The sequence below is a fragment of the Roseiarcus fermentans genome, from assembly GCF_003315135.1.
Lineage (GTDB): Bacteria > Pseudomonadota > Alphaproteobacteria > Rhizobiales > Beijerinckiaceae > Roseiarcus > Roseiarcus fermentans.
In genome coordinates this window covers 1-24,110 of sequence record NZ_QNRK01000034.1, presented here as the reverse complement: position 1 = coordinate 24,110, position 24,110 = coordinate 1, and the positions used below count along the sequence as shown (strand labels likewise).

The window sequence follows — 24,110 nt, the reverse complement described above, 5'->3', positions numbered from 1 at the left end:
CGTTCCAAGCTTTTCTCCTCGACGTGCCGCGACGCGCCGCGCGTTGCGCCCGCGCGCCGTCACAGGCGGCGGGCGACGAACGCGACGATCCGGGTCATGACCTCGTCCGCCGTCTCGTCGAGCGAGGCGACGACCGAAGCCGGAGCGGTCGAGGGGACCGGCGCCCGGGCGGAAAAGATCGCGACGTCGACGATGCGGCCGCTGGTCAGCGCCACGATCTTGGCCACGACCTCGACATGCGCCTCGGAGGTCGTCGCGTCGAGTTCGAAGGCGCGCAGGTCGATGTCGAGCGCATAGTCGGCGGCGGCGGCGCCGCCGTCGATCGACCGGGCGAGGCCGGCGTTCTGGAACGTTTCGATCAGGCGGTCGCGGAACAGGGTCGAGAGCTGCTGCGGCCAGCGCCCGCCCGGCAGGAGGGCCAGCTCCTGGCCGTTGCGCACCAGAATGCGCTCGCTGTCGAGATCGGCGGTCGCCACCCGCTGGTCGAAGCGGATCTGGGCGCGGAACGGCCGCGCCGCCGGCGGATGCGCCGCCGTCAGATCAAACACCGTCGCAGGCGCGCTCGCGCAGGACGCCAGCGCCAGCGCCAGCGCCGCCGCCACCGCGATGCGCTCCGTGATCCGGATCTTCGCCCCCGCCCCCGTCATCGGTTACCTGCCGTTGTATTCCGGCAACGATGGCTTGTTGCCGAAGAGGATCTGACTGGGATTGCGCTCGAACGAGCGCACCAGCCGGTCGACGTCGTCGAGCACGCGCTGCCCCTGGACGGCGAGCGCCTCGTACTGCCTCAGGCCGGAGCCGCTGAAGCGGGTGAGCCCGACCGAGATCTCCTTCACCCGCGCGTCGATGTCGTCGGCGAGCTTCTTGATCGACGCCGCCGCGTCGCCGACCTGGCCGAGCGCGCTCTTCGTCCCGGGCGAGCCGAGGAAGCTCTGCGCGGCCGTCATCAGCCCGTCGAGCTTGTCGGCGGATTCTCTCAGCGTCGCCGAAATCTCGGCCGCGTTCTTGAGCGTCGCGTCGATGTTCACCCGGTTCTGCCGGACCGTATTGGCGACCTCGCTCGCGGCGTTGACGACGTTGGCCACCTTGTCGGGGTCGACCGCCTTGGCGATCGCGTCGATGTCGCCGATCGCCGAATCGAGCTTGCTCGAGGCCTCGTTGAGCCGCTTGATGAAGGCGGCGCCGTCGCGCATCACCGCCTCGGTGTTGCCGGCGCTGTTGGCCAGCGCCCGGGAGAAGACCTGCGCGTTGCCGATGACCTCGTTGACCTTGGCCGAGTCGATCGACTTGATCAGGGTGTCGGCGTCCTGAGCCAGAAGCTGGGCCTTGCTGGCGAGCGGCTGGATGACCTTGCCGAGGTCGGCGATCGCGGCGAGCGCCTCGTCGACGCGCCCCGCGTTGTGACCGAGCGCCATCGAGAACTGCTGCACGTTCTCGATCGTCTGATGGATCGGCACCGCGTTGTCGACCAGGAGCTTGTTGGCGAGGTCGAGCACGTAGCCGGCTTTGGTCTGCAGGTCCGCCAGCGTCGCCGTCGGCAGCGAGGCGATCACGGGCGGCGAGCCCTTCAGCTCCGCCGCGCCTTTCACCTCGCCGCCCTTCAGCGCCACCACCCCGGTGCCGGTCAGGCCCTGGGTCTCGAGTTGCGCCTTGGTGCTGGCGTTGATCGGCGCGCTGCCGTTGGTCACGTCGATGTCGGCGATCACCTGGGTGGGATTGTCCTTGACGAAGCTGAGGTTCGTCACCTCGCCGACCTTGAGCCCGTTGAACAGCACGTTGCTGCCGACCGACAGGCCCGAGACCGAACCGCTGAACACGACCTGATAGTGCCGGTGACTCCCGGTGCCGAGGCCGACAATCCACATGAGAAAGGCGAACGCGCCGATGACCGCTGCGAGCGTAAAGGCGCCGATCAGGACGAAATTGGCTCGGGTCTCCATCGCGCGCGCCTTATGCCGTATGAGGCGCGGGCGACGGCGCAGCCCTCGTCCCGGCCCGCACCACGCCCCGTTTGCCGTGGAAGTAGGCTTTGATCCATGGATCGTCGGATTGCAAGAGATCTTCGATTTTTCCGACTGCCGAGACCTTGCCGTGGCCGAGCACCGCGACCCGGTTGCAGATCGCGAACAGGCTGTCGAGGTCGTGGGTGACCATGAACACGGTGAGACCCAGGGTTTTCTGCAGGGTGGCGATGAGATCGTCGAAGTCGCCGGCGGAGATCGGATCGAGGCCGGAGGTCGGCTCGTCGAGGAACACGATCTCGGGATCGAGCGCGAGCGCGCGGGCGAGCCCGACGCGTTTGGTCATGCCGCCGGAAAGCTCCGAGGGGTACTTGTCGGCGGCGTCCTGCGGCAGGCCGACGAGATGCAGCTTCTGCGCCGTGAGGCCATCCATCATCGCCTGCGACAGTTTGAGGTGCTCGCGCATCGGCACCTCGATGTTCTGGCGCACAGTGAGGCTGGAAAACAGCGCGCCCTCCTGGAACAGGACGCCCCAGCGCTCGCCGATCTGGAGCTTTTCCTGGTGCGTGAGGTGGTCGAGGTTGTGGCCGAACGCCTCGATCGTCCCGCCCCGCTTGGGAACGAGCCCGAGAATGGTCCGCGTCAGCACCGACTTTCCCGCGCCCGACGCGCCGACGAATCCCAGCACCTCGCCGCGGTAGAGGTCGAGGTCGAGGCCGTCCATCACCATGTGGTCGCCGAAGGCGACCTCGAGCCCGCGCACGCTGATCACGACGTCCGGCCCGGGGGGCGAGGGGGCGGCGTCGGTCAATAGTTCACCGCGGAAAAAAACATTGCGAACAACCCGTCGAGAACGATGACCATGAAGATGGATTTGACCACCGAGGCGGTCACGTTGGCGCCGAGCGATTCGGCCGAGCCGCGCACGTCCATGCCCTCGACCCCGGCGATGATGCCGATGGTGATCGCCATGAACGGCGCCTTGATCAGGCCGACGAGGAAGGTGTCGGTGGTGATGGAGTTGTGGAGGCGGGTGATGAACACGATCGGGGTCATGCCGGCGTAAAGCCAGCTCACCAGCAGGCCGCCGGCGAGTTCGGCGAGGTCGGCGAGGAAGGTCAGCGCCGGCAGCGCGATCACCAGCGCGACGAGGCGAGGCATGATCAGGACCTCGAGCGGGTCGAGCGCCATCACCCTCAGCGCGTCGATCTCCTCGTGCATGGCCATCGAGCCGATCTCGGCGGTGATCGCCGATCCCGTCCGGCCGGCGATCATGATCGCCGTCATCAGCAGCGCCAGCTCGCGCAGGCCCAGCACCCCGACCAGATTGACCGCGTAGGCCGAGGCGCCGAAGGCGTTGAGCTGGAAGATGCCCTGCTGCATGACGATCGCGCCGACCAGGAAATTGATCAGCACGATGATCGGGACGCTGCGCAGCGAATAGTTCTCGAGATGGTAAGTCATCGAGGTCCACCGCCAGCGGTGCGGAAAGGGCAGCAGGCGGACGGTCATCGCCACCATCTCGCCGAAGAAGCTCACCCCCTCGGCGAGATCGTGGCCGGCGGTGTAGACCGACTCGCCGATCTCGCTGAGAAGCGAGATCGCGGTCGGCGCGTGGGTCGGCTTCGGCGGCTCGATCGGCTGGTAGCCGGCCTCCTTCAGCAGAACCGCGTATTCCGACCGCGCGCCGCGGTAGGAGGCGCGCACGCCCGCCTCGGCGAGTTCGGCGCGGGCGCGGTCGATCGCCCACGCGCCAGCCGTATCCATGCGGTTGACCCCGGCGAGGTCGAGAATCGCGTCGCCGCCTTTGCGCGCCGGCTCGATCAGCGAGTCGGCGGTCGCCTCGAGCGCGGCGCTGTTGGCGACCGTCCAGTCCCCGCTGAGCGACAGGACGAGTTCGTCGCCTTCGACATCTCGGACGACGGAAGGCCCAACGGACACCATGCTCTCCGGTCAACGCTCGCACCCAGCTTTATAGCGGAGACCTCGCGGCTGTCGAGGCGGGCGGGCGGCCCCGCCCGGTCGCGACGGCGCCGCCCGGACTCTGCGATCAGGATGCAAACAAAGGGCGTACGAATCGGCGCCGGCGCGAAGGGACTCCGAATCGGACGGAAAGCGAGTCGAATCTCGCGAGGCGGATCCACCCCGAATCGGAACCGCGCCGATGCGGTTGCGCGCCGGGACGAGGACGAAGGAAGGGAGGACAAAGCGGCCGGAATCGGCGACCCGGCGAGCGGGGCGAGCCTCGCCGCGCCCGTCAAGCGCCGCGCGGCAGAACCGCCGGCATGGTTGACCGAACGTCACGCGCGCTCGGCCGGCATGATCCGGTTCAGGACGGCGGGAGAGGAACCGGGCACAAAACCGGCCGGAATCGGCGACCCGCCGAACCGGGCGAGCCTCGCCGCGCCGGTCAAGCGCCACGCGCGCCGAACCGCCGGCATGGTTGACCGAACGTCACGCGCGCTCGGCCGGCATGATCCGGTTCGGGACGGCGGGAACGGAAGCGGGCACAAAACCGGCCGGAATCGGCGACCCGCCGAACCGGGCGAGCCTCGCCGCGCCGGTCAAGCGCCACGCGCGCCGAACCGCCGGCATGGTTGACCGAACGTCACGCGCGCTCGGCCGGCATGATCCGGTTCGGGACGGCGGGAGAGGAACCGGGCACAAAACCGGCCGGAATCGGCGACCGCCGAACCGGGCGAGCCTCGCCGCGCCGGTCAAGCGCCACGCGCGCCGAACCGCCGGCATGGTTGACCAAACGTCACGCGCGCTCGGCCGGCATGATCCGGTTCGGGACGGCGGGAGCGGAAGCGGGCACAAACCCCGCCAGAATCGGCGACGAGCCGCCCAGCGGGGATCTTGTCGCGCCCGTCAAGCGCCGCACGCGCGGAACCGCCGGCATGGTTGACCAAACGGCATGCGAGACCCGTGCGGCCTGCCCCGGTTCGGGACGGCGGGGGAGGAACCGGGCACGAACCGCGCCGGAATCGGCGACGGCGCGTCCGCACCCCGTGCGAACCGGCCGACGCAAGCATAAAGCGCGCGCCTTGCCAAAACCGTGTCGCAGGTGGCGTCGGGACGCCGCCGCAGGCGTTATGGAGGCTCGTGCGGCCGCTCCCGCCTCGTCCACGGACGCGACGGCGATCCGGCGCTTTTCCGTCGAGGCGATCTTCGAGCGCGCGACGCCGCCCTTCGATTCCGGCGACCTCGCAAACCTGCCGCCGCGAAAGGTCCAGCGCCTCGCCGCAGCATTGGTCAATTGAGCGGCCCGACCGAGTTTACCGGATCTCCCGGCGCGAATGCATACGGTCGACCAGCCCTGTTCGGAGAAGACCGCCGGCGGTCGCTCGATTCCGATGGCGGGCGAAGCCGAGGCCAGCGAAGCCGAGCAGCAGCATCCCCCAGGTCGAGAGCTCCGGCGCGGCGACGAAGTCCATGCCGTGCGGCGACCCGAGTCCACTCAACAGCGCCGACTCGACGTGGCCGTCGGCGGGGTTCACGAGCGCGACCTCGCCGAGCCCGCTGATGGCGACGATCGGCGTATCGGGATCGAGTCCGCTGAGCCAGACCTTATCGACGGTATTTGCGCTCGTTTCGGCGACGTAGAGCCATCCCGACGTCGCTCCGGGAAAAATCACGTCGTCGATTCCCTGGACATTGTTCCCCGCATTCGTCACGCGGACATTGGTCACTGTCTGGTTCGGGGCCCCCGGATGCGCGATGAGTGTGTATTCTCCGATCGGGTCGCAGCAACCCGGCCCGTCGCCCTCGGTCGTCAGCGCCAGTTCGCCGTTGGGCGTGCTCTTGAGGCTGTCGATGTCGGGCTCGTTGGCGGACGAGGTCACGCCTGTCGCGGCCGCGGTGAGGATGCTGGTCGTGGTCAGCGTTCCGCTCGGGTGGGCGCCGTTGTCGAGAACCTGCAGCACCGAGTCGGTCGGGTTCGCCGGGTTGGTGTAGCTGAGATAAACCTTGCCGTTGAGGAACGCGACGTCGTCGTAGCCGCGGCCGTTGTTGAGCGGCGCGGGCCCGGGCGGGTTGTTTCCATAAGCGTAAGGCGGCGCCGCGTATTTCAGCGGACCGGTGACGACCCCCGTGGTCGGGTTGATCAACGACAGGGTGGCGTTGGCGTCTTGATTCTGGAGGGCCCACACCGTTCCCGTGGAAGGGTCGACCTTCAGCCCATCCACTTCGCCGGAGATCGAATAGACGCGCTTGATCGCGCCGCTCGTGTTGTACTGGACGATCGTACTGTTACCGGGAATGACTCCGGTGGAATCGACGCCGTCGCCATATTCGACCCACACCGATCCGGCGCCGACCGTGATGGAATCGGGTTGCGTGCCTCCGACCGCCGCGCCGTTGGCGAAGACGCTCGACTGCGTGACGATCGGCGCGGCCTCGGCGGTCGCTCCCGTCGCTCCAAGCAGAGCGATCAGAAACAGACCTCCGCTTCTTGACACCGTCATCATCTCCTCCTCCCAATGATCATTAGGTGATGGGCCATAAAAGACTTTGTCCGCTTAATGGATACTCATGACCGTGTATTGACGGTCACGGCGTTTCTTGTGAATATTCATGGCGGCATAAAATGTAAATATTTATTATGTTTACATGCGCCTTATCAGCTTAGACTGTCATCTATTTCCCATCAGCGCGTCATGTGCGCGCCTTATGGCGGGGACGTCGGCGCCTCGAGCCGACTCCCAAAGTCTGAGGAACGCCATGACCAAGAGGACCCTCGGCGTTTCGCTGCTCGCGATGGTAATCGCGACCTCGGCGAACGCGGCGCAGATCGGCGACGTCTTCTACATTGCCCTCGAAAACCACAACTTCACCCAACCGAGCGACGCGCCGTCCGGCACGCCGGAGCAACTGCTCGGCAACCCGGCGGCGTCCTTTCTCAACAGCCTGGTCACGCCCGGCAATCCGGCCGCGGCGTTCACGTCCTACGCCACGAAGTACCAGAACGTATCGCCGACCCTACACCCGTCCGAGCCGAACTATGTGTACCAGGTGACGGGTAAGACCGGGCCGCTGAACGACGCAGACCCATACCCGAGCAACATCGTCAGTGGGGCGAACCTCGGCCAACTCCTGCAACAGAAGTACGGCACGGCGGGCTGGAAGGCGTATCAAGAAGACATCGACCTCGTTCCGAACAGCGGGTCCGTCAACCAGCCCGGCGCCAACAGCCTGACGAGTACGGAGGCGCCAAAGACCCAGTGGACCGTTCCGACAACTTCTTTCTCCGGAACGTCGGCCTCGTACACCAATTCGTACAATGGCAGCGACCAATACAACTATGCGGTGAAGCACAACCCGTTCGCCTTCTCCACCGCCACCAACGGCGGAACGGCGACAGCCCCGAATTTTTCCCCGAGCAACCCCGAAGCGCAGTATTATGCGCCATTGCAACAACTTCAGACCGACCTCAACGACAACGCGGTCGCCAAATTCAACTGGATAACGCCTGACCAGTACAACGACATGCATTCGTCGTTGAAAACCAACTTCACCTACAACGGCGCCACCTACCTCGCCGGAACCGACCAGGAAGCCGTCGCGCTCGGCGACAACTTCCTGTCGAAGGTCGTGCCGGAAATCGAGGCGTCCCAGGCGTTCAAGAACAATGGCGTCATCGTGATCTGGAATGACGAGACGGAAGGGGACGAGGACGTCGGCTCAACCGCCGGGTACTCCGGCACGGAGATCGTCATCTCGAAGCTGGCCAAAGGCAACGCCGCCTCGGTGGGCGCGTACTACACCCACGCCTCCGACCTCGTGACCTGGCAGAACGTCTTCGGCGTGTCGGGCCCCGGCGGATATCTGGGCGGGGTGGCCGGCGCCGACAATCTGGGCGCCCTCTTCCAGCCAGGCGTCATCCCGAACGGCATACCGGAGCCTCGCAGCTGGGCGATGATGCTGCTCGGCTTCGCAGGCCTCGCCGTCGCCGGCCGCCGCGCGCGCAGGACCGTCGCGGTCGCGGGGTAAACAGGCCCTCGCGGATGAGAGGGGCCGCCTTCGGTCGGCCTCTTTCTTAGCCCGAGCAGCGCCCGGTCCCGCCGCGATTCAGCGATCGCGGCCGCGCCGTCTCACCACTTCTGGTGGACGTACGGCTTGATGTCCTCGTCGTAGATCGCCTTCAGCGCCGCCATGTCGGCGTCCTCGAGCCACGGCAAATCGGCGGCTTCGGCGTTGGCGCGCGCCTGGGCGGCGTTCCTGGCGCCGGGAATCACAACCGTCACCGGATCGAACATCAGGATCCAGCGCAGGGCGAGCTGCGCCATGGTGGCGCCGCCCGGGACCAGGCGCCGGATGCGCTCGACCGCCGCGAGCCCGACCTCGTAAGGCACGCCGGAAAACGTCTCGCCGACGTCGAACGCCTCGCCGTGGCGGTTGAACTTGCGGTGGTCGTCGTCGGCGAAGGTCGAGTCCGCCTTGAGCTTGCCGGTGAGCAGGCCGCTCGCCAGCGGCACCCGGGCAATCACCGCGATGTCGCGCTTTTTCGCCGTCGCGAAGAACAGCCCCGCCGGGCGCTGGCGAAAGAGGTTGAAAATGATCTGGACGCTGACCACGCCCGGATATTCGATCGCCTTCAGCCCCTCCTCGAGCCGCTCGACGCTGACGCCGTAGTCGCGGATCTTGCCCTCGGCCTTGATCCGGTCGAGGGCGTCGAACGCCTCGGGATGGTAATAGAGGTCGGTCGGCGGGCAGTGCAGCTGGACGAGGTCGAGCGCCTCGACCCCGAGGTTTTGCAGACTCCGGTCAATCCAGCCGGAGAGGTTTGCGTAGGTGTAGCCCGCGACCGTCTGCTGCGGCAGGCGGCGCCCGGCCTTGGTGGCGACGTAGATGTCGGCGCCGGGCCGCTCCTTCAGCACCTTCGCGACGATCCGCTCCGAGCGGCCGTCGCCGTAGACGTCGGCGGTGTCGACGAAGGTGACGCCGGCGTCGAGCGCGGCGTTCAGCGCCGCGACCGCCTCGCCCTCGTCGACGTCGCCCCAGCTGCCGCCGATCGCCCAGGCGCCGAAGCCGACCTCGCCGACGCGCCGTCCGGTCCGTCCGAATTTTCGCAGTTGCATCACGGCTTCACCCATTGTCCGTTCGATCTCGACGAGTGGACCGCCGCCTCGATGAAGGCAAGCCCTTTCACGCCGTCGGCGATGGTCGGGAACAGGACGCCCTCGGGCGGCTCGCCGCCGTCGCGCGCGGCCTTGATGGCCAGGGCGACCTCGGAATAGAGGTTGGCGAAGCCCTCGAGATAGCCTTCCGGATGGCCGGGCGGAATACGGGTGACGCGGCCGCCGGCGGCGCCGGATTGCGGGCCGCCGCGGGTGATGATCCGGGTCGCTTCGTTCAGCGGCGACCAGAACAACTGGTTCGGGTTCTCCTGCCGCCAGGCGAGGCCGCCCCTGGTTCCATAGACGCGCAGCATCAGCCCGTTCTCGTTGCCGGGAGCGACCTGGCTCGCCCACAGGCTCCCGCGCGCCCCGCTCGCGTAACGCAGCGCGATCTGCAGGTTGTCGTCGAGCACGCGCCCCTCGCCGAAGGCGGTGAGATCGGCGGACAGTTCGGCGACATCGAGGCCGGTGACGAAGTCGGAGAGGTTGAAGGCGTGGGTGCCGATGTCGCCGAGCGCCCCGCCGGCGCCCGAGCGGGCGGGGTCGACCCGCCACTCGGCCTGCTTGTTGCCGCTCGCCTCCGTCGGCCCGGTCAGCCAGTCCTGCGCATATTCGACCTGCACGAGGCGGATCGTCCCGAGTTCGCCGCCCGCAACCATCTCGCGCATCCGGCGCACCAGCGGATAGCCGGTGTAGTTGTGGGTCAAGGCGAAGATGCGGCCCGACGCCGCGACCGCCGCCTCGATCCGTCTCGCCTCGGCGAGCGAAACGGTCAGCGGCTTGTCGCAGATGACGTGCACGCCGGCGCCGAGGAAGGCGATGACTGGACCGGCGTGCATGTGGTTGGGGGTGACGATCGCCACCGCCTCGATTCCGTCGGGGCGCGCCGCCTCCGCCTTCGCCATGGTTTCGTAGTCGTCGTAGATGCGGTCGGGCGCGAGGCCGAGCGCTTCGCCCGAGCGGCGCGCCTTCTCCGGCGTCGACGACAGCGCGCCGGCGACGAGGTCGTAGGCGTCGTCGATCCGCGCGGCGATGCGGTGCACGGCGCCGATGAACGCGCCCTCGCCGCCGCCCACCATGCCGAGCCGGATGCGCTGTCCTGCCTTGGCGTCGCTGCGTCCTTCGATGGCCATTCTGTCTCTCCCGTTCCTAGAGCCCGAGCGCGCGCTTGATCTGCTTCTTGTCGACCGCGCCGCCGGCGAAGTCGTCGAACGCCTTCTCGGTCACCCGGATCATGTGATGCTTGATGAACTCGGCGCCTTCGCGCGCGCCGTCCTCCGGATGTTTCAGGCAGCACTCCCACTCGAGCACCGCCCACGACGAATAGCCGTACTGGGCCATCTTGGAGAAGATCGCGCCGAAGTCGACCTGCCCGTCGCCGAGCGAACGGAACCGCCCGGCGCGCTCGACCCACGGCGCGTAGCCGGAATAGACGCCCTGGCGGCCGGTCGGGTTGAACTCGGCGTCCTTGACGTGAAAGGCCTTGATCCGTTCGTGATAGATGTCGAGGTAGGCGAGGTAGTCGAGCTGCTGCAGCACGAAATGCGACGGGTCGTAGAGGATGTTGCAGCGCTCGTGGCCTTTGAGCGCGTCGAGGAAGCGCTCGAAGGTGGCGCCGTCGAAAATGTCCTCGCCGGGATGGATCTCGTAGGCGACGTCGCAGCCGGCGTCGTCGAAGGCGTCGAGGATCGGCTTCCATCGCTTCGCCAGCTCCTGGAACGCCGTCTCGATCAGCCCCGGCGCGCGCTGCGGCCAGGGATAGACGTAGGGCCAGGCGAGCGCGCCGGAGAAGGTCGCGTGCGCGGTGAGCCCCAGGCGCTTCGAGGCCTTCGCCGCCAGCATCATCTGCTCGACCGCCCATTTCTGCCGCGCCGCGGGCTTGCCGTGCAGCTCCTTCGGGGCGAAAGCGTCGAAGGCGTCGTCGTAGGCCGGGTTGACCGCGACCAATTGCCCCTGCAGATGGGTCGACAGCTCGGTGATCGCGAGGCCGTGGCTCTTGGCGATCCCAATCAGCTCCTCGCAATAGTCCTTCGAGGACGCCGCTTTCGCGAGATCGAACAGGCGCTCGTCCCAGCTCGGGATCTGAACTCCCTTGTAGCCGAGCCCCGCCGCCCATTCGCAAATGGAGGCGAACGAATTGAACGGCGCCGCGTCTCCGGCGAATTGCGCCAGAAAGATCGCCGGGCCCTTGACCATGCCAGCCATGATTACCCCTCTCGTGCGCGCGAATTCATGAGCGCGCTTGCTTGAATTGAGTGCCGACGGAGCCAGAATCTTGCAGCCGCGGATCCCTTCCCAGCTTTGCTGGGGAAGGTGGCCGAAGGCCGGATGGGGTGTGGCCGCCGTATCGGCGCGAGACGGATTGCGCGAACGTCTCCGCAAAACTTCGTCGGCGCAGTCCTGCTTTCCGCACCCCATCCGGCGCTTCGCGCCACCTTCCCCGCTTCGCGGAGAAGGCGCGGCGCGCTCCCCCGAGGTCCCGTCGTCCTAGAACGGCGAATCCTTGAAATAGAAATCCTTCGCGTTGGCCTTGTCGATCAGCGAGGCCTTCAGGATGTAGTCGCCGCGGACGGGGATCTTGTCCTCGAGGCCGAGCGCGGTCACGTCCATCGCCACCGCCACCATGGTCGGCGAGTAGAGCACGTCGACCGGCATCATCGGGTCGCCGTCCATGACCCGCTTGACCATGTCCTTGGAGCCGGCGCCGGCCACCACGAACTTGATGTCGGTGCGCTTGGCCTGGGCGATCGCCTCGAACACGCCGACCGCCATGTCGTCGTCCTGGACCCAGGCGGCGTCGATCTTGGGATGCTTGGTCAGGAAGTCCTGCATCACCTTGAAGGCGTCGTCGCGGCTCCAGTTGCCGAACTGGCTGTCGATGACGTTGATCTTGGTCCCCTTGAGGCCGTCGTTGAAGGCGTCGACGCGCATCTTGTCGATCGGGATCGGCAAGCCGCGGATGACGACGATGTCGCCGCCGTTCGGCATCGCCTTCTTCATGTATTCCGCGGCGCGCGCGCCCAGCCCCGGATTGTCGCCGCCGACGTAGAGGTCGTAGATCGAGTGGTCGTCGGCGATGCGGTCGACGACGGTGACGAACGTCCCCTTCTGCTTCACCTTGCGGATCGGGTCGGTCAGCACGTTCGGGTCGTGCGGCAGGACGACCAGCGCGTCGATGCCCTGGGTGGTCAGATCCTCGAGGGCGTTCGCCTGGGCGGCCGCGTCGGGCGACGTCTTCACGATCACCTTGAGGCCGGGATAGCGCTGCTCGAGCGCCTTGGCCTCCTGCATCGCATGGTAGACGACGCCGCCGGTCCAGCCATGATCGGCGGTGGGGACGGAGACCGCGATCGTCTTCGCCTGTTGCGCCTCGGCGGCGCCGGCCAGGAGGCCGATGACCGCGAGGCTGACCAGAATCCGTTTCATTGTGTTCCTCTCCCGCTTCGCTTGGGAGGCTTGCGGGATCGCCCCGCCCTCCCGGACTGTCCTCACCGGTTGCGGGCCAGTCGTTGCGCCAGCATCGCGATGATGATGATCGCGCCCTGGACCGCGCCGATGAGGTATTCGCTGACCACGTTGGACAACAGCATGATGTTGCCGATGACTTCGAGGATGAGCGCGCCGGCGATCGTCCCCCACACCCGCCCGACGCCGCCCTTGAGCCGCGTGCCGCCGACCACGACGGCGGTGATCGCCATCAGCTCCCACCCGAGCCCGGTCGCGGCGCTCGCGGAGCTGAGCCTCGGCACGTAGATGACGACGGCGATGGCGACGCACAGGCCCTGCAGCACATAGGTGAGCGTGCGCACCCGGGCGACGCCGATGCCGGAATAGCGCGCGACGTCCTCGTTCGATCCGACCGCGCGCACCCGCCGCCCGAAGGCCGTCCGGGTCAGGATGAAGGCGCCGACGATCGCCACGCCGACGATCACCAGCACGGGATAGGGCACCCCGAACAGGTCGCCGAAATAGACCTGACGATAGGCGGCGCGCACCTCGCTGTCGCGGATGGTGATCGAGCCGCCCTGGGCGAGCCAGGTCAAGAGCGAGCGGAAGATCCCCATCGTGCCGAGGGTGACGATGAACGGCTCGATCTTGCCGACCGTCGTGGTCAGGCCGTTGAACAGGCCGCACAGGGCGCCGACTGCGAGCGACAGCGCCATCGCCGAGACGATCAGCAGCGTGGCGTTCTCGATCAGCCCGGAATTGAGAAACAGGATCTCGAGCCCCGCCACGAAGGCGGCCATCGCGCCGACCGAGAGATCGAGCCCGCCGCCGGTGATGACCAGCGTCTGCCCGACCGCGATCGTGGCGATGAAGGTGCTGCGCGCCAGCACGTTGGTCAGATTGTCGAAGCTCAGGAAGCGCGCGTTCGCCGCCGCGCCGAGGGCGCAGATCAGGATGAGCGCGAGAAACGGCGCGACCGCGCCGAGATTGATGCGCCGCGCCGCCCCGGCCGGCGCGTCGTGAACCGCCTGCGTCATGTTGCCGCTTCCCCCGCTGTCGCGTCGACCCCCGTGGCGAGCACGACGATCGCGTGCTCGGTCATCGCCTCGCCCTCGACCTCGCCGGCGATCCGGCCGTTGCGCATGACGATGATGCGGTGGCAGACGCCGATCAGTTCCGCCATCTCCGACGAAATCACGATCACCGACCGCCCCTCGCCGGCCATCGCGGCGATGAAGCGATAGATCTGCTGCTTGGCGCCGATGTCGATGCCGCGCGTCGGCTCGTCGATCACCACGACCCTCGGATCGAGCAGCATCATCTTGGCCAGCAGCAGCTTCTGCTGGTTGCCGCCCGACATCTGGCCGGCGTTGAGCCCCTTGTCGCCGACCCGGATGTCGAAGCGCTGGATCGCCGTGTCGAGCGCCCGGGCTTCCCCAGCGCGGTCGACGACCGGGCCGCGCTGGAACCCGTCGAGCGCGGCCAGCGTCAGGTTGGTGGCGAGCGTCTCCTCGAGCAGCAGTCCCTTGCCCTTGCGGTCCTCGGTCAGATAGACGGCGCCGGCGCGCATGGCCGCGCGCGCGTCGCGCCATTGCTGCGGCTTTCCGTCGAGCCGAATCGCGCCCGCCCCCTTGCGCAAGCCGAACAGGGCCTCGAACAGCTCGGTCCGCCCGGCGCCGACGAGGCCGGAGAAGCCGAGAATCTCGCCCGGCCGCACGGAAAAGCTGGCGTCCTCGGCAAAGCCGTCGGCGCCGAAACCCGCGACGTCGAGGAACGGGGCGGCGGACGGGGCGGCGACGCGCGGCGGGTAGAGGGCGAGCAGGTCGCGCCCGACCATCAGGCGCGCCATGTCGACCGGCTCGAGCCCGGCCGCTGGCCGCGTCGCCACCTTCTTGCCGTCGCGCAGCACCGTCACGACGTCGGCCACGGCCTTCACCTCCTCGAGTCGGTGGGAGATGTAGAGGATCGCGACGCCCCTGGCCTTCAGATCGCCGATCAGCCTCAGCAGCGCCGCCGTCTCGACCGGCGTCAGCGACGCGGTCGGCTCATCGAAGATCACGACGCGGTGCGGAACCGTGAGCGCGCGGGCGATCTGGGCGAGTTGTCGCTGTGCGATCGACAGCCGCTCGACCGGCAGGTTCACCGGCGCCTCGACGCCGAAGACGCGCATCGCCTCGAAGGCGCGCCGGTTCATCTCGCGGTCGTCGAGAACGAGCCCGCGCCGGATCTCGCGGCCGAGAAACATGTTCTCGGCGATCGTCAGATCGGGCGCGAGCATGATCTCCTGATGGACGAGCACGATGCCGCGCCGCTCGGCGTCGACCGGCCCTGCGAGGTCGACCGCGGCGCCGTCGAGCTTCAGCGCGCCCCGGGTCGGAGACAGGTGGCCGCTGAGGATCTTCATCAGGGTCGATTTGCCGGCGCCGTTCTCGCCGATGATCGCGTGAACCTCGCCCGCGCATACGTCGAGCGACACGTCGCCGAGCACCTCGATCGGGCCGAACGAACGCGACAGGCCGACGGCCTCGAGAACGAATTCCGACTCCCCCCGCCCGAGCCTCCCGCGACTGGAATCGGGCTGCGGCTGGTTTGGCGCGCTCGCTGTTGACATCCCCTCCCCTCCGGCGCGGCTCGCGCCGAGGCTGACATGTCAGCGTAGCACCGCGGCGTCGGCTGCGTAAAGCGGCTGCGGGCGGGGACGGCGTCTTTCCGCCGTCGGAATGAAACCGTCCCCGGCGCTCCCCTTCCCCAATCTTGCTGGGGAAGGCGGCGCGAAGCGCCGGATGGGGTGTGGAAGCAGGTCGCCGTCACGGAAGGCGTCGCGCCCGTGGTCATGCCAGGGCTGGCGCCGGCGGAGAACAACAAGCGCCGGGCGGGAGGCTGCTATGGGCGGCGCCGTCCGTATGATCGCGTCGAGGTCCGCGCGTCGGCCCACACCCCATCCGGCCTTCGGGCGCCCTCGCCGGCAAAGCCGGGGAAGGACTCCCTCACCCGTCGCGCTGCGCCTTGCGCGCCAGACGGGTGCGCTTGTCCGGCTTGCCCCCGGCCTTCGGAGCCGACCCCTCGCGGGGCCCGAGCGGCTCGATCCGCGGCGTTTCGCCCGCGCGCTTCCTGATCTCCTCGGCGAATCCTTCCGCCGCTTCGGCGGAGACCTCGAACTTGGTCTCGTCGGCGAACACGCGAATCGTGCCGATGTCGGCCTTGGTGAGGCCGCCGGCGCGGCAGATCATCGGCAACAGCCATTTTGGATCGGCGCCCTTGGCGCGCCCGACGTCGACGCGGAACCAGACGCCGCCGCCGAGCGCATGCCGGCCGCCGGGCCGGGCGGGCCGGGCGTAATCGCGATCCTCCGGCGCAACGCGTCCGCGCGGGGCGGGGCGCTCGCTGTAGGCCGGCCGCTGCCGGGCGCCGCCCGGGCGCTGCTCGCCGGGATCGGCGACGTCCTCGATCGCCGGCAGGCGCGCGCGATAGAGCCGCACCAGCGCCGCCGCGATGTCCTCGGGGCCGCGCTCGGCGATCAGGCGCCGCGCCATCTCCAGTTCTTCCTCGGACGCCGGCTCGGCCAGCGCCGGATCGGCGAGAAAGCGCTCGGCGTCGAGGGCGCGCACCTCCGCGGCGCTCGGCGGGCCGAGCCACACCGGCTGGACGCCCGCTTCCGCAAAAAGCCTTTCGGCGCTGCGGCGGCGCCCGAACGGCGTCAGAATCGCGCTGACGCCTTTCCGGCCGGCGCGGCCGGTGCGTCCGCTGCGGTGCTGCAGCGTCTCGACGTCGTGGGGCAGATCGGCGTGAATGACGAGGCCGACGCTGGGCAGATCGAGTCCGCGCGCGGCGACGTCGGTCGCCACCAGCACGCGCGAGCGTCCGTTGCGCAACGCCTGCATGGCCTGGTTGCGTTCGTGCTGGCTGAGTTCCCCCGACAGCGTGACGACGGAAAAGCCGCGCTCGGCGAGCGTGGCGCTCAGATGCCGCACCGCCTCGCGGGTGTTGCAGAACACGATCGCGGTCGGGGATTCGACGAGGCGCAGCAGATTGACGACCGCCGCCTCGCTCTCCTGCGGGTAGATGCGGATGGCGCGATATTCGATGTCGACGTGGCCCTGCTTGCCGCGCTCGACCTCGATCCGCATGGCGTCGCGCTGGTAGCTCCTGGCCAGCGTCGCGATGCCCTTCGGGACGGTCGCGGAAAACAGCAGGCTGCGCTTTGCCGCCGGCATCGCGGAGAGCATGAACTCGAGATCCTCGCGGAAGCCGAGATCGAGCATCTCGTCGGCTTCGTCCAGAACCACGATCGCCAGCGCAGAGACGTCCAGCGCCCGGCGCTCGATGTGGTCGCGCAGGCGGCCCGGCGTGCCCACGACGATGTGGACGCCGCCCTGCAGGGCGCGCCGCTCGCGCTGCGCGTCCATGCCGCCGACGCAGGCCGCGATCCGGGCGCCGGTGGGACGGAAGAGCCAGCTCAGCTCGCGTTCGACCTGCAGCGCCAGTTCGCGCGTCGGGGCGACGACCAGCGCCAGCGGCGCGCCGGGCGCGCCGAAGGCGGGCGCGTCGCCGAGCAGCGTCTGGGCCATCGCAATGCCGTAGGCGACGGTCTTGCCCGAGCCGGTCTGGGCCGAAACCAGCAGATCGCGGCCGAAGGTGTCCGGGGCGGTGACGGCGGCCTGAACCGGCGTCGGCTCGCGATAGCCGCGCTCCTCCAGGGCCAGCGCGAGGGAGGCGTTCGATGTGAATGCGTTCAAGGAAAGCGAAACTCGATCGCGGCGGAAATGCGCGACCGGGCGCGGTATGCGCGAAAACGGGGGGAAAGGGAAGCGGGGAGGAAGTCCCGGCGGCTCGAGAGTCGGTCAGGCAGGACCCGTCGCCCGCGCGGAGCGTCGGGCGGCGACGGCCTCCCGTGGGCGGGACAGCCGCCATTTCATGCCTGGCGTGACTGACCGCGGCGTTCGGCCGAAGCGCAGGACCGGCGGGGCCGGCTGCGACATGACGACGGCCGCGACCCGGTCCCGGATCACTTTCACAAGATAGCTACGGATTGCGTTGCATCTTGCGACAGATTCGCTTTATGCGCCGCAATTCGGCTGCCCAGCCGCATTCTTGGTCGAGGATTGCGGGAAAACGCGCCGATGCGGGTCGAAAAGACGACGGCGCCGCGCTTGCGTGGTGGCGACCATGCTCACAGGCGTTGCGCGCTCGGGCGCGCCCTCGCCCCGTCATCAACCTCGACTGCTCGAAGAGACGCCATGACGACGCGATTTGACAAACTCATCGGAACGGCCGCTGCGGCGGGATTCGTTCTCGTCGCCGGTTACGGGCCCGCTTCGGCGGCGCAGGTGCAGATCACCACGCTGGAAGGCCTGCTGTCGGCCGGCTACAACACCTATGTCTCCGGCGACATCGGCAGCGCGGGGTCGGCGTACACGTCCGACAGCCAGGCGGCGATCGCGGCCGGGGGGAACGTCTACCTGCAGAACTTCGGCGCCTCCACGAACGCGACCGCCAACGGCGTCGGCCTCGCTGTCGGCGGCGACCTTTCGATGACCAACGGCTCGGTGAACGGCGTCACCGACGTGGCTGGCGCGATGACGGCGGCCTCGACCGGGCTGAACAGCGTCAATGTCGGCGGTTCGTTGAATTACCAGTACGGTCAGATCAACGGCGCCGTGAACGTCGACGGCAACGCCACGATCACCGGCGCCGGCGTCGGGGGCACGGTGAGCGTCGGCGGCAAGGCCAGTTTCATCAACGCCGCGCAGCCGACCGTGACCCCTGCCGCTTCGTATCTGTCCCCCGTCAACTACGCGGCGACGACGGCGAATATCGCCTCGGTGTCGCAATCCTTTGCAGGCATGCAGACCACCGCCGGCGACACCTTTGGCCGCAACGCGTCCGGCGCCTGGGTGTTCAACAGCGCCCAGGCCGGCGACAACGTATTCGATGTCACCGCGGCGCAATTCATGGCCATGTCGGGCAATCAGGTGATCTTCAACGGCGCCGTGGCCGGCGCCACCGACGTCATCAACGTGCTCGACTCCGGCGCGATCTCCCTGCCCGGCAACCTGAGCTTCGGCTATGCCGGCACGATGACCGATAACATGGTGCTGCTGAACGTCGCCAACGCGTCCACGGTCAATCTCGCCGCGAACGCCAGCTACGATTTTTCGATCATGGCGCCGAACGCCACCTTGGTCACCAGCGGCGGCGCCATCACCGGTTCGGTGTTCGCCGCCAACCTGACCGGCCAAGCGCCGCTCAATACCGCCAACAGCGGAGGCGAGTTCGCCGGCGCGTTGCCAAGCGCCGGCGCGGCGGCAAGCGCGGTCCTGCCGGCGCCCCCCTTCGGCTGGGTGACCCTGGGCCTGGCCTTGCTCGCCTGGGCCGGCGTCAGCGGCCGCAACCGGCTCGGCGCGTTGGCGACAGCGACCTGAACGGCTCCGTGCGCCCGGCCGGACCCGTGCGATGAGCGGCGTCAGCCTCGGCCCCGCCGCCGTCCCGACCCGGAGCGCCATGGCGCAAGGCGGCGGCGTCACGCAGAGCTGGCTGGCAGCGTGCGCGGCGCTCGCCGGCGCCGCGCACTACGGTCTCGCGACCGGGTTCGAGGGGCTCGGCGCGCCGGATCCGATGCTCGTTCTGGCTGCGCTCGCGATCGGCGCCGATGTCCGTCGTCTTGCGCTCCGTGACGGCGGCGTCGCCGTCGCGGACTGGTTGCTGTTCGCCGGCGCGCTGTTGGCCTGCATGACGCCGTTCCGCATCGCCGCGGCGCCCGCGCTCGTGTTCGCGGGCGCCCTCGCATGGCGGAGCGGCGGCTTGCCGGGGCGAAGCGCCGGCGTGCTGCTGGCGGCGCTGGGCGGCTGGGCGATGAAGGAGGGCGCATGGGCCGACCTGGCCAGCGGCCCGATCATGACCGCCGAGGCCCATCTGACGCGATTCCTGCTCGGTCTGGGCGGCGTCGCCGCCGCGGCGGACGGCAACCGCATCCTGCTCGCGGACGGACATTCCTTCGTGGTGCTGCGCGCCTGTTCGTTCCTCTCGCTCGCCTATCCGTGCGCGGTGGGAACCTATGCGCTGAGCCGTCTCGTGCGGCCCGCCGCGGCGCCCGGGTGGCCGCGGGTGACGGCGGCGCTCGGCCTGCTGCTGATCCTCAACACGTCCCGCCTCACCGCGATGGCCGGGTCGCCGGAGGCCTACGATTTCCTGCACGGGGAGACCGGGGTCTTGCCGACGCAGATCGCGTGGGCCGCGATCATCGTGGTTGTCGCCGCGCCGTCCTGGCGCCGGCGATGAAACGCCTGGCGGTGGTCCTGGCGACGGCGGCGGCGGTCGCCGTCGGCGCGCTGGCGCGGCCGGCGCCGCATGGCGATCCGACGATGACGCCGCGTGAGGCCGCCCGGGCGTGGGCCGGCGCCAATGGGATGACGCCGCGCAACAGCGAGGATCTCACCCGCGACGGCCTCTACGCGATCCATCGTTTTTCGACCTCGGCCGGCTGCGAGGTGATCGCCGCGCCGCTCGGCCGGGTCGACGAAATCCTGCCGCTGGTGCGCGCGCGACTGAGCGAGACGGCGTGGACCGACCGGCGCATGCTGATCGCCTCCGTCGGGCCGATGCCGGCGGGCGCGCTGGAAATCCAGTTGCGCCGCCTACTGGCCCGCTTTTCCGTCGGCCACGCGCCGCAGGCCGTCCTGCTCACCGCCGACCGAGGCTGCCTGCCCGAGGGTTTCTGGGACCATCTGAGCGAATGGCCCGCGCCGTAGGCTTTGCGCGCGCGGGCTTCCGCGGAGCGGTCGCCCAAGGCGCCGGCTCGATCGCAACGAACGGTCGATCAGGCCGTGTCGCATGCCGCGCCGGCGAGCCGATCTGCGGCGGATGCCCGCGTTGAGCGGACAGGCGCGGACTGTTTCGGCTCGCCCATCCCATCTTCTGGATTTTTTGCGTGACGTCCGCCGCGATCCGCCGCAGGACGGCGAGCGACCTCGCTTCCTGACCGACATCGCGCTCAACAGCTCGAGGGCCTGATTGTGATCGAACCGACTCTGGACCGGATCTGGGCGCCGCTCGTCGCCGGCGCGGGGCCCGGGCGTACGCCGTTCACCGTGCTTCAGCTCGCCACCCTGGGGACCGACGGAGCGCCAAAGGTTCGCGGCGTCATCCTGCGCGGCGCCGACGCCGAACGAGGCGCCGTCTCGTTCTTCACCGACCTCCGTTCCGCGAAGGTGGCCGAGATGCGCAGCGAGCCGCGGGTCTCCCTCGTCGGCTACGACTCTGACGCCGGCATCCAGATCCGTCTGGAGGGGGTGGCGACGATCGACTCGAAGAGTCCGGAACGGCGCGCCGCCTGGGCCGCCTGCCGACCGCATACCCGTGCGCTGTTCCAACATCCCCTGCCCTCCGGCGCCCCGATCGCCGATCCCGCCGAAGCCGCGCCCGCCGGCGACGCCGAGGCCGAAGGGCGTTTCGCCCTGGTCGTCGTCTCGGTCATCCGCATCGACTGGCTCGATATTTCCGGACCGCTGCACCGGCGTGCGATGTTTCAGCGCGACGGCGCCGGTTGGCGGGGAGGCTGGGCGGCGCCGTAGGCGGCGCCCTCGGGGTGCAACGAGACGCGTCGGCCTTCGGGCTCTGTGCGAGGTCCGGCCGGCGGAACGCCAGGGCGCCCGGCCGTCCGCGGGACCGAACCCCGAGGGCCGCATGCTTCGTCGCTACCGCGCATCGCGACAAATCATTGCGGTAAATCAGAAAGGTTGCTAGAGTGGTTTCTCAGAGCCGATCGGGCTCCGGGTCGATGTCGGCGCGCCGCAACGCCTTCGACGACGTCTCGAACGCTGTTGGACACCGTGAAGCCCGCACGCTGCGCATCCGCGACCGGCTGTTGCTCCAACACGGCCATGTCGTCGCCATTCATCGCGACCGCTATCGCCCGCGCGAACAGCGGCGCAGCGGTCCGACGCGCAGGCGCTGGTTGGCTTCCCGATCCGCGTCGCGGCGCTCGACCGCGAGGCCGCCCGGTCCGGGTCCTCGCGCACAACCGCCTTGGCAGTTACGATCGCCCGCAACTGCCAAGCCGCCGTCATCGCGAGGAGCGAAGCGACGTGGCGATCCACGGGGGCGCGGCCAATGTCTGCCGTATGCCGGGCGTCGCCGCGCTGCAGCGTCGGCGGCCCCTGGATCGCCGCGTCGCCCTTCGGGCTCCTCGCGAGGACGGCGGGAAACGTCATCGCCCTCGCCTCAGCGTCGACGACCGCCCGTCATTCCCAAGGCGCGCCAAGGCTCGGCCGTTACGATCGCCCGGACATTCCGCGGCATCCCCTTGAAAAGGCTCAAAACCGGCCGACCGTCTCGCCCCTGGGGCCGGTCGGCCCGGCCTCAGGCGACGGCGGCCATGCGCGACGCGCCGCGCCGGGCGCTGTGACCGTGCCCGAGCGGAAACGCGCGCAGGATCTCGAAAGCGCCGTCGCGCTCCCGTTCGCCGAACAGGGTCAGCGTCTCGACCCGCAGCAGCGGCGAGGCGACCCGCATCTGGAAATCCCAGCGCAGCGCCTTTTCGATCGCCTTGGCCTCGGCGACCGGGCTGGTCAGCGTGAAATGCGGACGGAATTCGTTCAGGACGTAGGGGTAGCCCCAGACGTCGAGATAATAGCGCTGCAGGGGCGTCAGCCGCCCGGACGCGCGCTTGAGGCGTTCGGCGTTGGTCAGCGGCGCGCGCAGCGCGTCCAGCCGGCGCACGGCTTTCTCCGCGAACGCGTGCAGTTCCCGCGCCGGCCCGATCGGCTTCAACGCGACGAAGGCATGGCCGCTCGCGGCGCCGATCCTGCCGACCTGCAACGCGCCCGCGTCGAACGGGTGCGCCGAGCGCGCGAACGCCGTCACGGCGTCGATCAGATCCGGGCCGTCGAGATCCCCCCTGAGCTGGAACGGCGCGACCAGCGTGGCGTGGAAGCCGTAGCGCCGCGGCTCCTCGGTGATCCGTCTCCACGACTCGGGGCTGTAGCCTTCCGGCGCGAATCCCTCGACAGCCCTGCCGGTCGAGGCGTCGCGGCCGATCACGTCGCACCCGAACGTCCACAAGTCGCTGTCGAGCGGCGGCGTGAGGTAGAGTGCATAGCGCGAATGCGACACGACGGACTCCCGAACCAACCCATGTTGCCACGCGGCAGGACTGCGTTCAATTGTCACTGCTTCCGAAACTTATGTTCACTCGCCAATTACGACGAAGGTCGTAGGAACGAGCCCAACGCGGCGGCGACGGCGCCCGCGTCCCGCCAGAGGCGGGCGGTGAGCGCGCCGGCGTCCTCCTCGCGCGCCAGTGCGGCCGCCTGGCCGGACCAAAGGGGCGAATAGTCTCCCGATCCCTGCGCCTCCCAGTGCGCGCGCAGCGGCGCAACCGCGGCGGTCGCGGTCGGGAAGGCCGGCGCGCGCGGGTTCATCGGCCCGTGATCGTGGACGAAGCGGTTGACGAGGCCGCGCGCCGGGCGACCGGTGAAGAGGTTCGTCAGCCGGGTGGAATCGTCTCGGGCGTCCGCCAGCGCCCGCCGGTGCGCGGCGGAGATCGTCGCCTCAGGGGTCCGGAGATAGGCCGTGCCGATCTGGACCGCGCGCGCCCCCAAGGCGAAGGCGGCCGCGATCCCCCGGCCGTCGGCGATCCCGCCGGCCGCGATCACCGGCGCCCCGACCGCGTCGACGACCTGCGGCAGCAAGGCGAACAGGCCGGGCTGGGCGTCGATGTCGTCGGTCAGGAACATGCCGCGATGGCCTCCCGCCTCGGCGCCCTGCGCGATGACGGCGTCGACACCGCGCGCGTCGAGCCAGCGCGCCTCGGCGACGCTGGTGGCGGAGGAATAGATCTTTGCCCCGGTCCGCCTGACGCGAGCCAGCAGGGTCTCGTCGGGCAGGCCGAAGTGGAAGCTGACCACCTCGGGCCGCGTCGCCTCGACGACCTCGGCCATCGCCGCGTCGAAGGGCGCGCGCCCCGGTCCGGCCCGCGGCGCCGGCGGCTCGAGGCCGGCCGCGGCGTAGTCGGCCGCGAGTTCCTCCCGCCAGGCCGCCTCGCGCGCGGGGTCAGGGGCCGGCGGCGCATGGCAGAAGAAGTTGACGTTGATCGGGCCCCGGGCGCGGGCGCGGGCCGCGCCGATCTGCTCGCGCAGGGCCGCCGGGGTCAGCATCGCCGCCGGCAGCGACCCGAGGCCGCCCGCTCCCGCGACCGCCACGCACAGGTCCACGCCCTGGGCTCCGGCCATCGGCGCCTGGACGATCGGCAGGCGCGAGGGAAGGAAGTCGGCGCTCAACGATCCGTCTCCCGTGTTCGACGTGCGGTCGCCGTTGGCGTCTGGACCGCGGCGCGACGGCCAGACAGGCGGCTTGGCCGAGCTTAGCGGAGCCGGGCGGGTCCGTAAACGCGGGTCCGCCGCCGCCCCAGGGCGATCGCATTTCAAAACAGGGTGAGGAGGCGGGCGAGGTAGGCTTCGTCCCAACCGGCTCGTTTGAACTTGCCGCGGAGTGAGCCTTTCTCGCCGTCTTTCTGCATGACGTTCAGGACCATGTGGCGGAGAACGGCGAGATTTTCGGGACCGTTGCCCAGACGGCTGCGGTCCTG

Annotated in this window: 20 protein-coding genes; 6 read left to right on the top strand and 14 right to left on the bottom strand. The window is 69.2% G+C overall.

Annotated features, from left to right (window positions below; genetic code table 11):
• Positions 1-59 precede the first annotated feature (59 nt).
• Genes DFR50_RS24040 through DFR50_RS24025 form a run of 4 tightly spaced genes read right to left on the bottom strand, consistent with a single transcriptional unit; the run spans position 60 to position 3,905 of the window.
• A complete protein-coding gene (locus tag DFR50_RS24040; RefSeq protein ID WP_113891811.1) occupies positions 60-647 on the bottom strand; it encodes an ABC-type transport auxiliary lipoprotein family protein in 588 nt (195 codons plus the stop codon).
• A 3-nt stretch (positions 648-650) separates the two neighbouring features.
• On the bottom strand, positions 651-1,940 hold the full coding sequence (locus tag DFR50_RS24035) for an MlaD family protein (RefSeq protein WP_113891810.1): 1,290 nt from the start codon (positions 1,938-1,940) through the stop codon (positions 651-653).
• Positions 1,941-1,950: 10 nt separating this feature from the next.
• Positions 1,951-2,772 (bottom strand): ABC transporter ATP-binding protein, encoded by an 822-nt coding sequence (locus tag DFR50_RS24030; protein ID WP_245428099.1) that lies wholly within the window; start codon positions 2,770-2,772, stop codon positions 1,951-1,953.
• A complete protein-coding gene (locus DFR50_RS24025) occupies positions 2,769-3,905 on the bottom strand; it encodes an ABC transporter permease (RefSeq protein WP_113891809.1) in 1,137 nt (378 codons plus the stop codon). The genes DFR50_RS24030 and DFR50_RS24025 overlap by 4 nt, the downstream gene beginning before the upstream one ends.
• Before the next feature lie 1,151 nt (positions 3,906-5,056).
• Between DFR50_RS24025 and DFR50_RS32270 the strand changes: the two genes are divergently transcribed.
• A complete protein-coding gene (locus DFR50_RS32270) occupies positions 5,057-5,224 on the top strand; it encodes a hypothetical protein (protein WP_170153370.1) in 168 nt (55 codons plus the stop codon).
• 15 nt (positions 5,225-5,239) lie between these two features.
• Here DFR50_RS32270 and DFR50_RS24020 read toward each other — a convergent pair whose 3' ends face one another.
• Entirely contained in the window at positions 5,240-6,427 is a 1,188-nt protein-coding gene (locus tag DFR50_RS24020; RefSeq protein WP_147262883.1) for a hypothetical protein, read from the bottom strand.
• Positions 6,428-6,683: 256 nt separating this feature from the next.
• Between DFR50_RS24020 and DFR50_RS24015 the strand changes: the two genes are divergently transcribed.
• Positions 6,684-7,952, top strand: coding sequence for an alkaline phosphatase family protein (locus DFR50_RS24015; RefSeq protein ID WP_170153369.1), 1,269 nt, complete (start codon positions 6,684-6,686; stop codon positions 7,950-7,952).
• 101 nt (positions 7,953-8,053) lie between these two features.
• Here the strand turns inward: DFR50_RS24015 and DFR50_RS24010 are convergent, their stop codons facing one another.
• From DFR50_RS24010 to DFR50_RS23980, 7 genes are all read right to left on the bottom strand, one after another.
• Positions 8,054-9,040, bottom strand: a complete 987-nt coding sequence (locus DFR50_RS24010; RefSeq protein ID WP_113891806.1) for an aldo/keto reductase — start codon at positions 9,038-9,040, stop codon at positions 8,054-8,056.
• Complete coding sequence (locus tag DFR50_RS24005; RefSeq protein ID WP_210209026.1) at positions 9,040-10,212, bottom strand: Gfo/Idh/MocA family protein; 1,173 nt, start codon at positions 10,210-10,212, stop codon at positions 9,040-9,042. The genes DFR50_RS24010 and DFR50_RS24005 overlap by 1 nt, the downstream gene beginning before the upstream one ends.
• A gap of 16 nt (positions 10,213-10,228) precedes the next feature.
• Positions 10,229-11,284 (bottom strand): sugar phosphate isomerase/epimerase family protein, encoded by a 1,056-nt coding sequence (locus tag DFR50_RS24000; protein WP_113891805.1) that lies wholly within the window; start codon positions 11,282-11,284, stop codon positions 10,229-10,231.
• Positions 11,285-11,566: 282 nt separating this feature from the next.
• Positions 11,567-12,505, bottom strand: coding sequence for a substrate-binding domain-containing protein (locus DFR50_RS23995; RefSeq protein ID WP_113891804.1), 939 nt, complete (start codon positions 12,503-12,505; stop codon positions 11,567-11,569).
• 62 nt (positions 12,506-12,567) lie between these two features.
• On the bottom strand, positions 12,568-13,563 hold the full coding sequence (locus tag DFR50_RS23990; protein WP_113891803.1) for an ABC transporter permease: 996 nt from the start codon (positions 13,561-13,563) through the stop codon (positions 12,568-12,570).
• Complete coding sequence (locus tag DFR50_RS23985; RefSeq protein WP_113891802.1) at positions 13,560-15,137, bottom strand: sugar ABC transporter ATP-binding protein; 1,578 nt, start codon at positions 15,135-15,137, stop codon at positions 13,560-13,562. The genes DFR50_RS23990 and DFR50_RS23985 overlap by 4 nt, the downstream gene beginning before the upstream one ends.
• 376 nt (positions 15,138-15,513) lie before the next feature.
• Positions 15,514-17,262 (bottom strand): DEAD/DEAH box helicase, encoded by a 1,749-nt coding sequence (locus DFR50_RS23980; protein ID WP_113891801.1) that lies wholly within the window; start codon positions 17,260-17,262, stop codon positions 15,514-15,516.
• A 501-nt stretch (positions 17,263-17,763) separates the two neighbouring features.
• On the opposite strand from DFR50_RS23980, the gene DFR50_RS23970 reads away from it, so the two are divergent.
• The 4 genes from DFR50_RS23970 to DFR50_RS23955 all read left to right on the top strand — a co-directional run bounded on the left by DFR50_RS23970 (position 17,764) and on the right by DFR50_RS23955 (position 21,096).
• On the top strand, positions 17,764-18,948 hold the full coding sequence (locus DFR50_RS23970) for a collagen-binding domain-containing protein (RefSeq protein ID WP_170153368.1): 1,185 nt from the start codon (positions 17,764-17,766) through the stop codon (positions 18,946-18,948).
• A gap of 31 nt (positions 18,949-18,979) precedes the next feature.
• Positions 18,980-19,804 (top strand): hypothetical protein, encoded by an 825-nt coding sequence (locus tag DFR50_RS23965; RefSeq protein WP_113891798.1) that lies wholly within the window; start codon positions 18,980-18,982, stop codon positions 19,802-19,804.
• Complete coding sequence (locus DFR50_RS23960; RefSeq protein ID WP_113891797.1) at positions 19,801-20,274, top strand: hypothetical protein; 474 nt, start codon at positions 19,801-19,803, stop codon at positions 20,272-20,274. Before DFR50_RS23965 ends, DFR50_RS23960 begins: the two co-directional genes overlap by 4 nt.
• Before the next feature lie 264 nt (positions 20,275-20,538).
• Complete coding sequence (locus tag DFR50_RS23955; RefSeq protein WP_210209025.1) at positions 20,539-21,096, top strand: pyridoxamine 5'-phosphate oxidase family protein; 558 nt, start codon at positions 20,539-20,541, stop codon at positions 21,094-21,096.
• A gap of 787 nt (positions 21,097-21,883) precedes the next feature.
• Here DFR50_RS23955 and DFR50_RS23950 read toward each other — a convergent pair.
• Positions 21,884-22,636 (bottom strand): DUF1045 domain-containing protein, encoded by a 753-nt coding sequence (locus DFR50_RS23950; protein ID WP_170153367.1) that lies wholly within the window; start codon positions 22,634-22,636, stop codon positions 21,884-21,886.
• A gap of 86 nt (positions 22,637-22,722) precedes the next feature.
• Complete coding sequence (locus tag DFR50_RS23945) at positions 22,723-23,802, bottom strand: NAD(P)H-dependent flavin oxidoreductase (RefSeq protein ID WP_281017245.1); 1,080 nt, start codon at positions 23,800-23,802, stop codon at positions 22,723-22,725.
• Positions 23,803-24,110 lie beyond the last annotated feature (308 nt).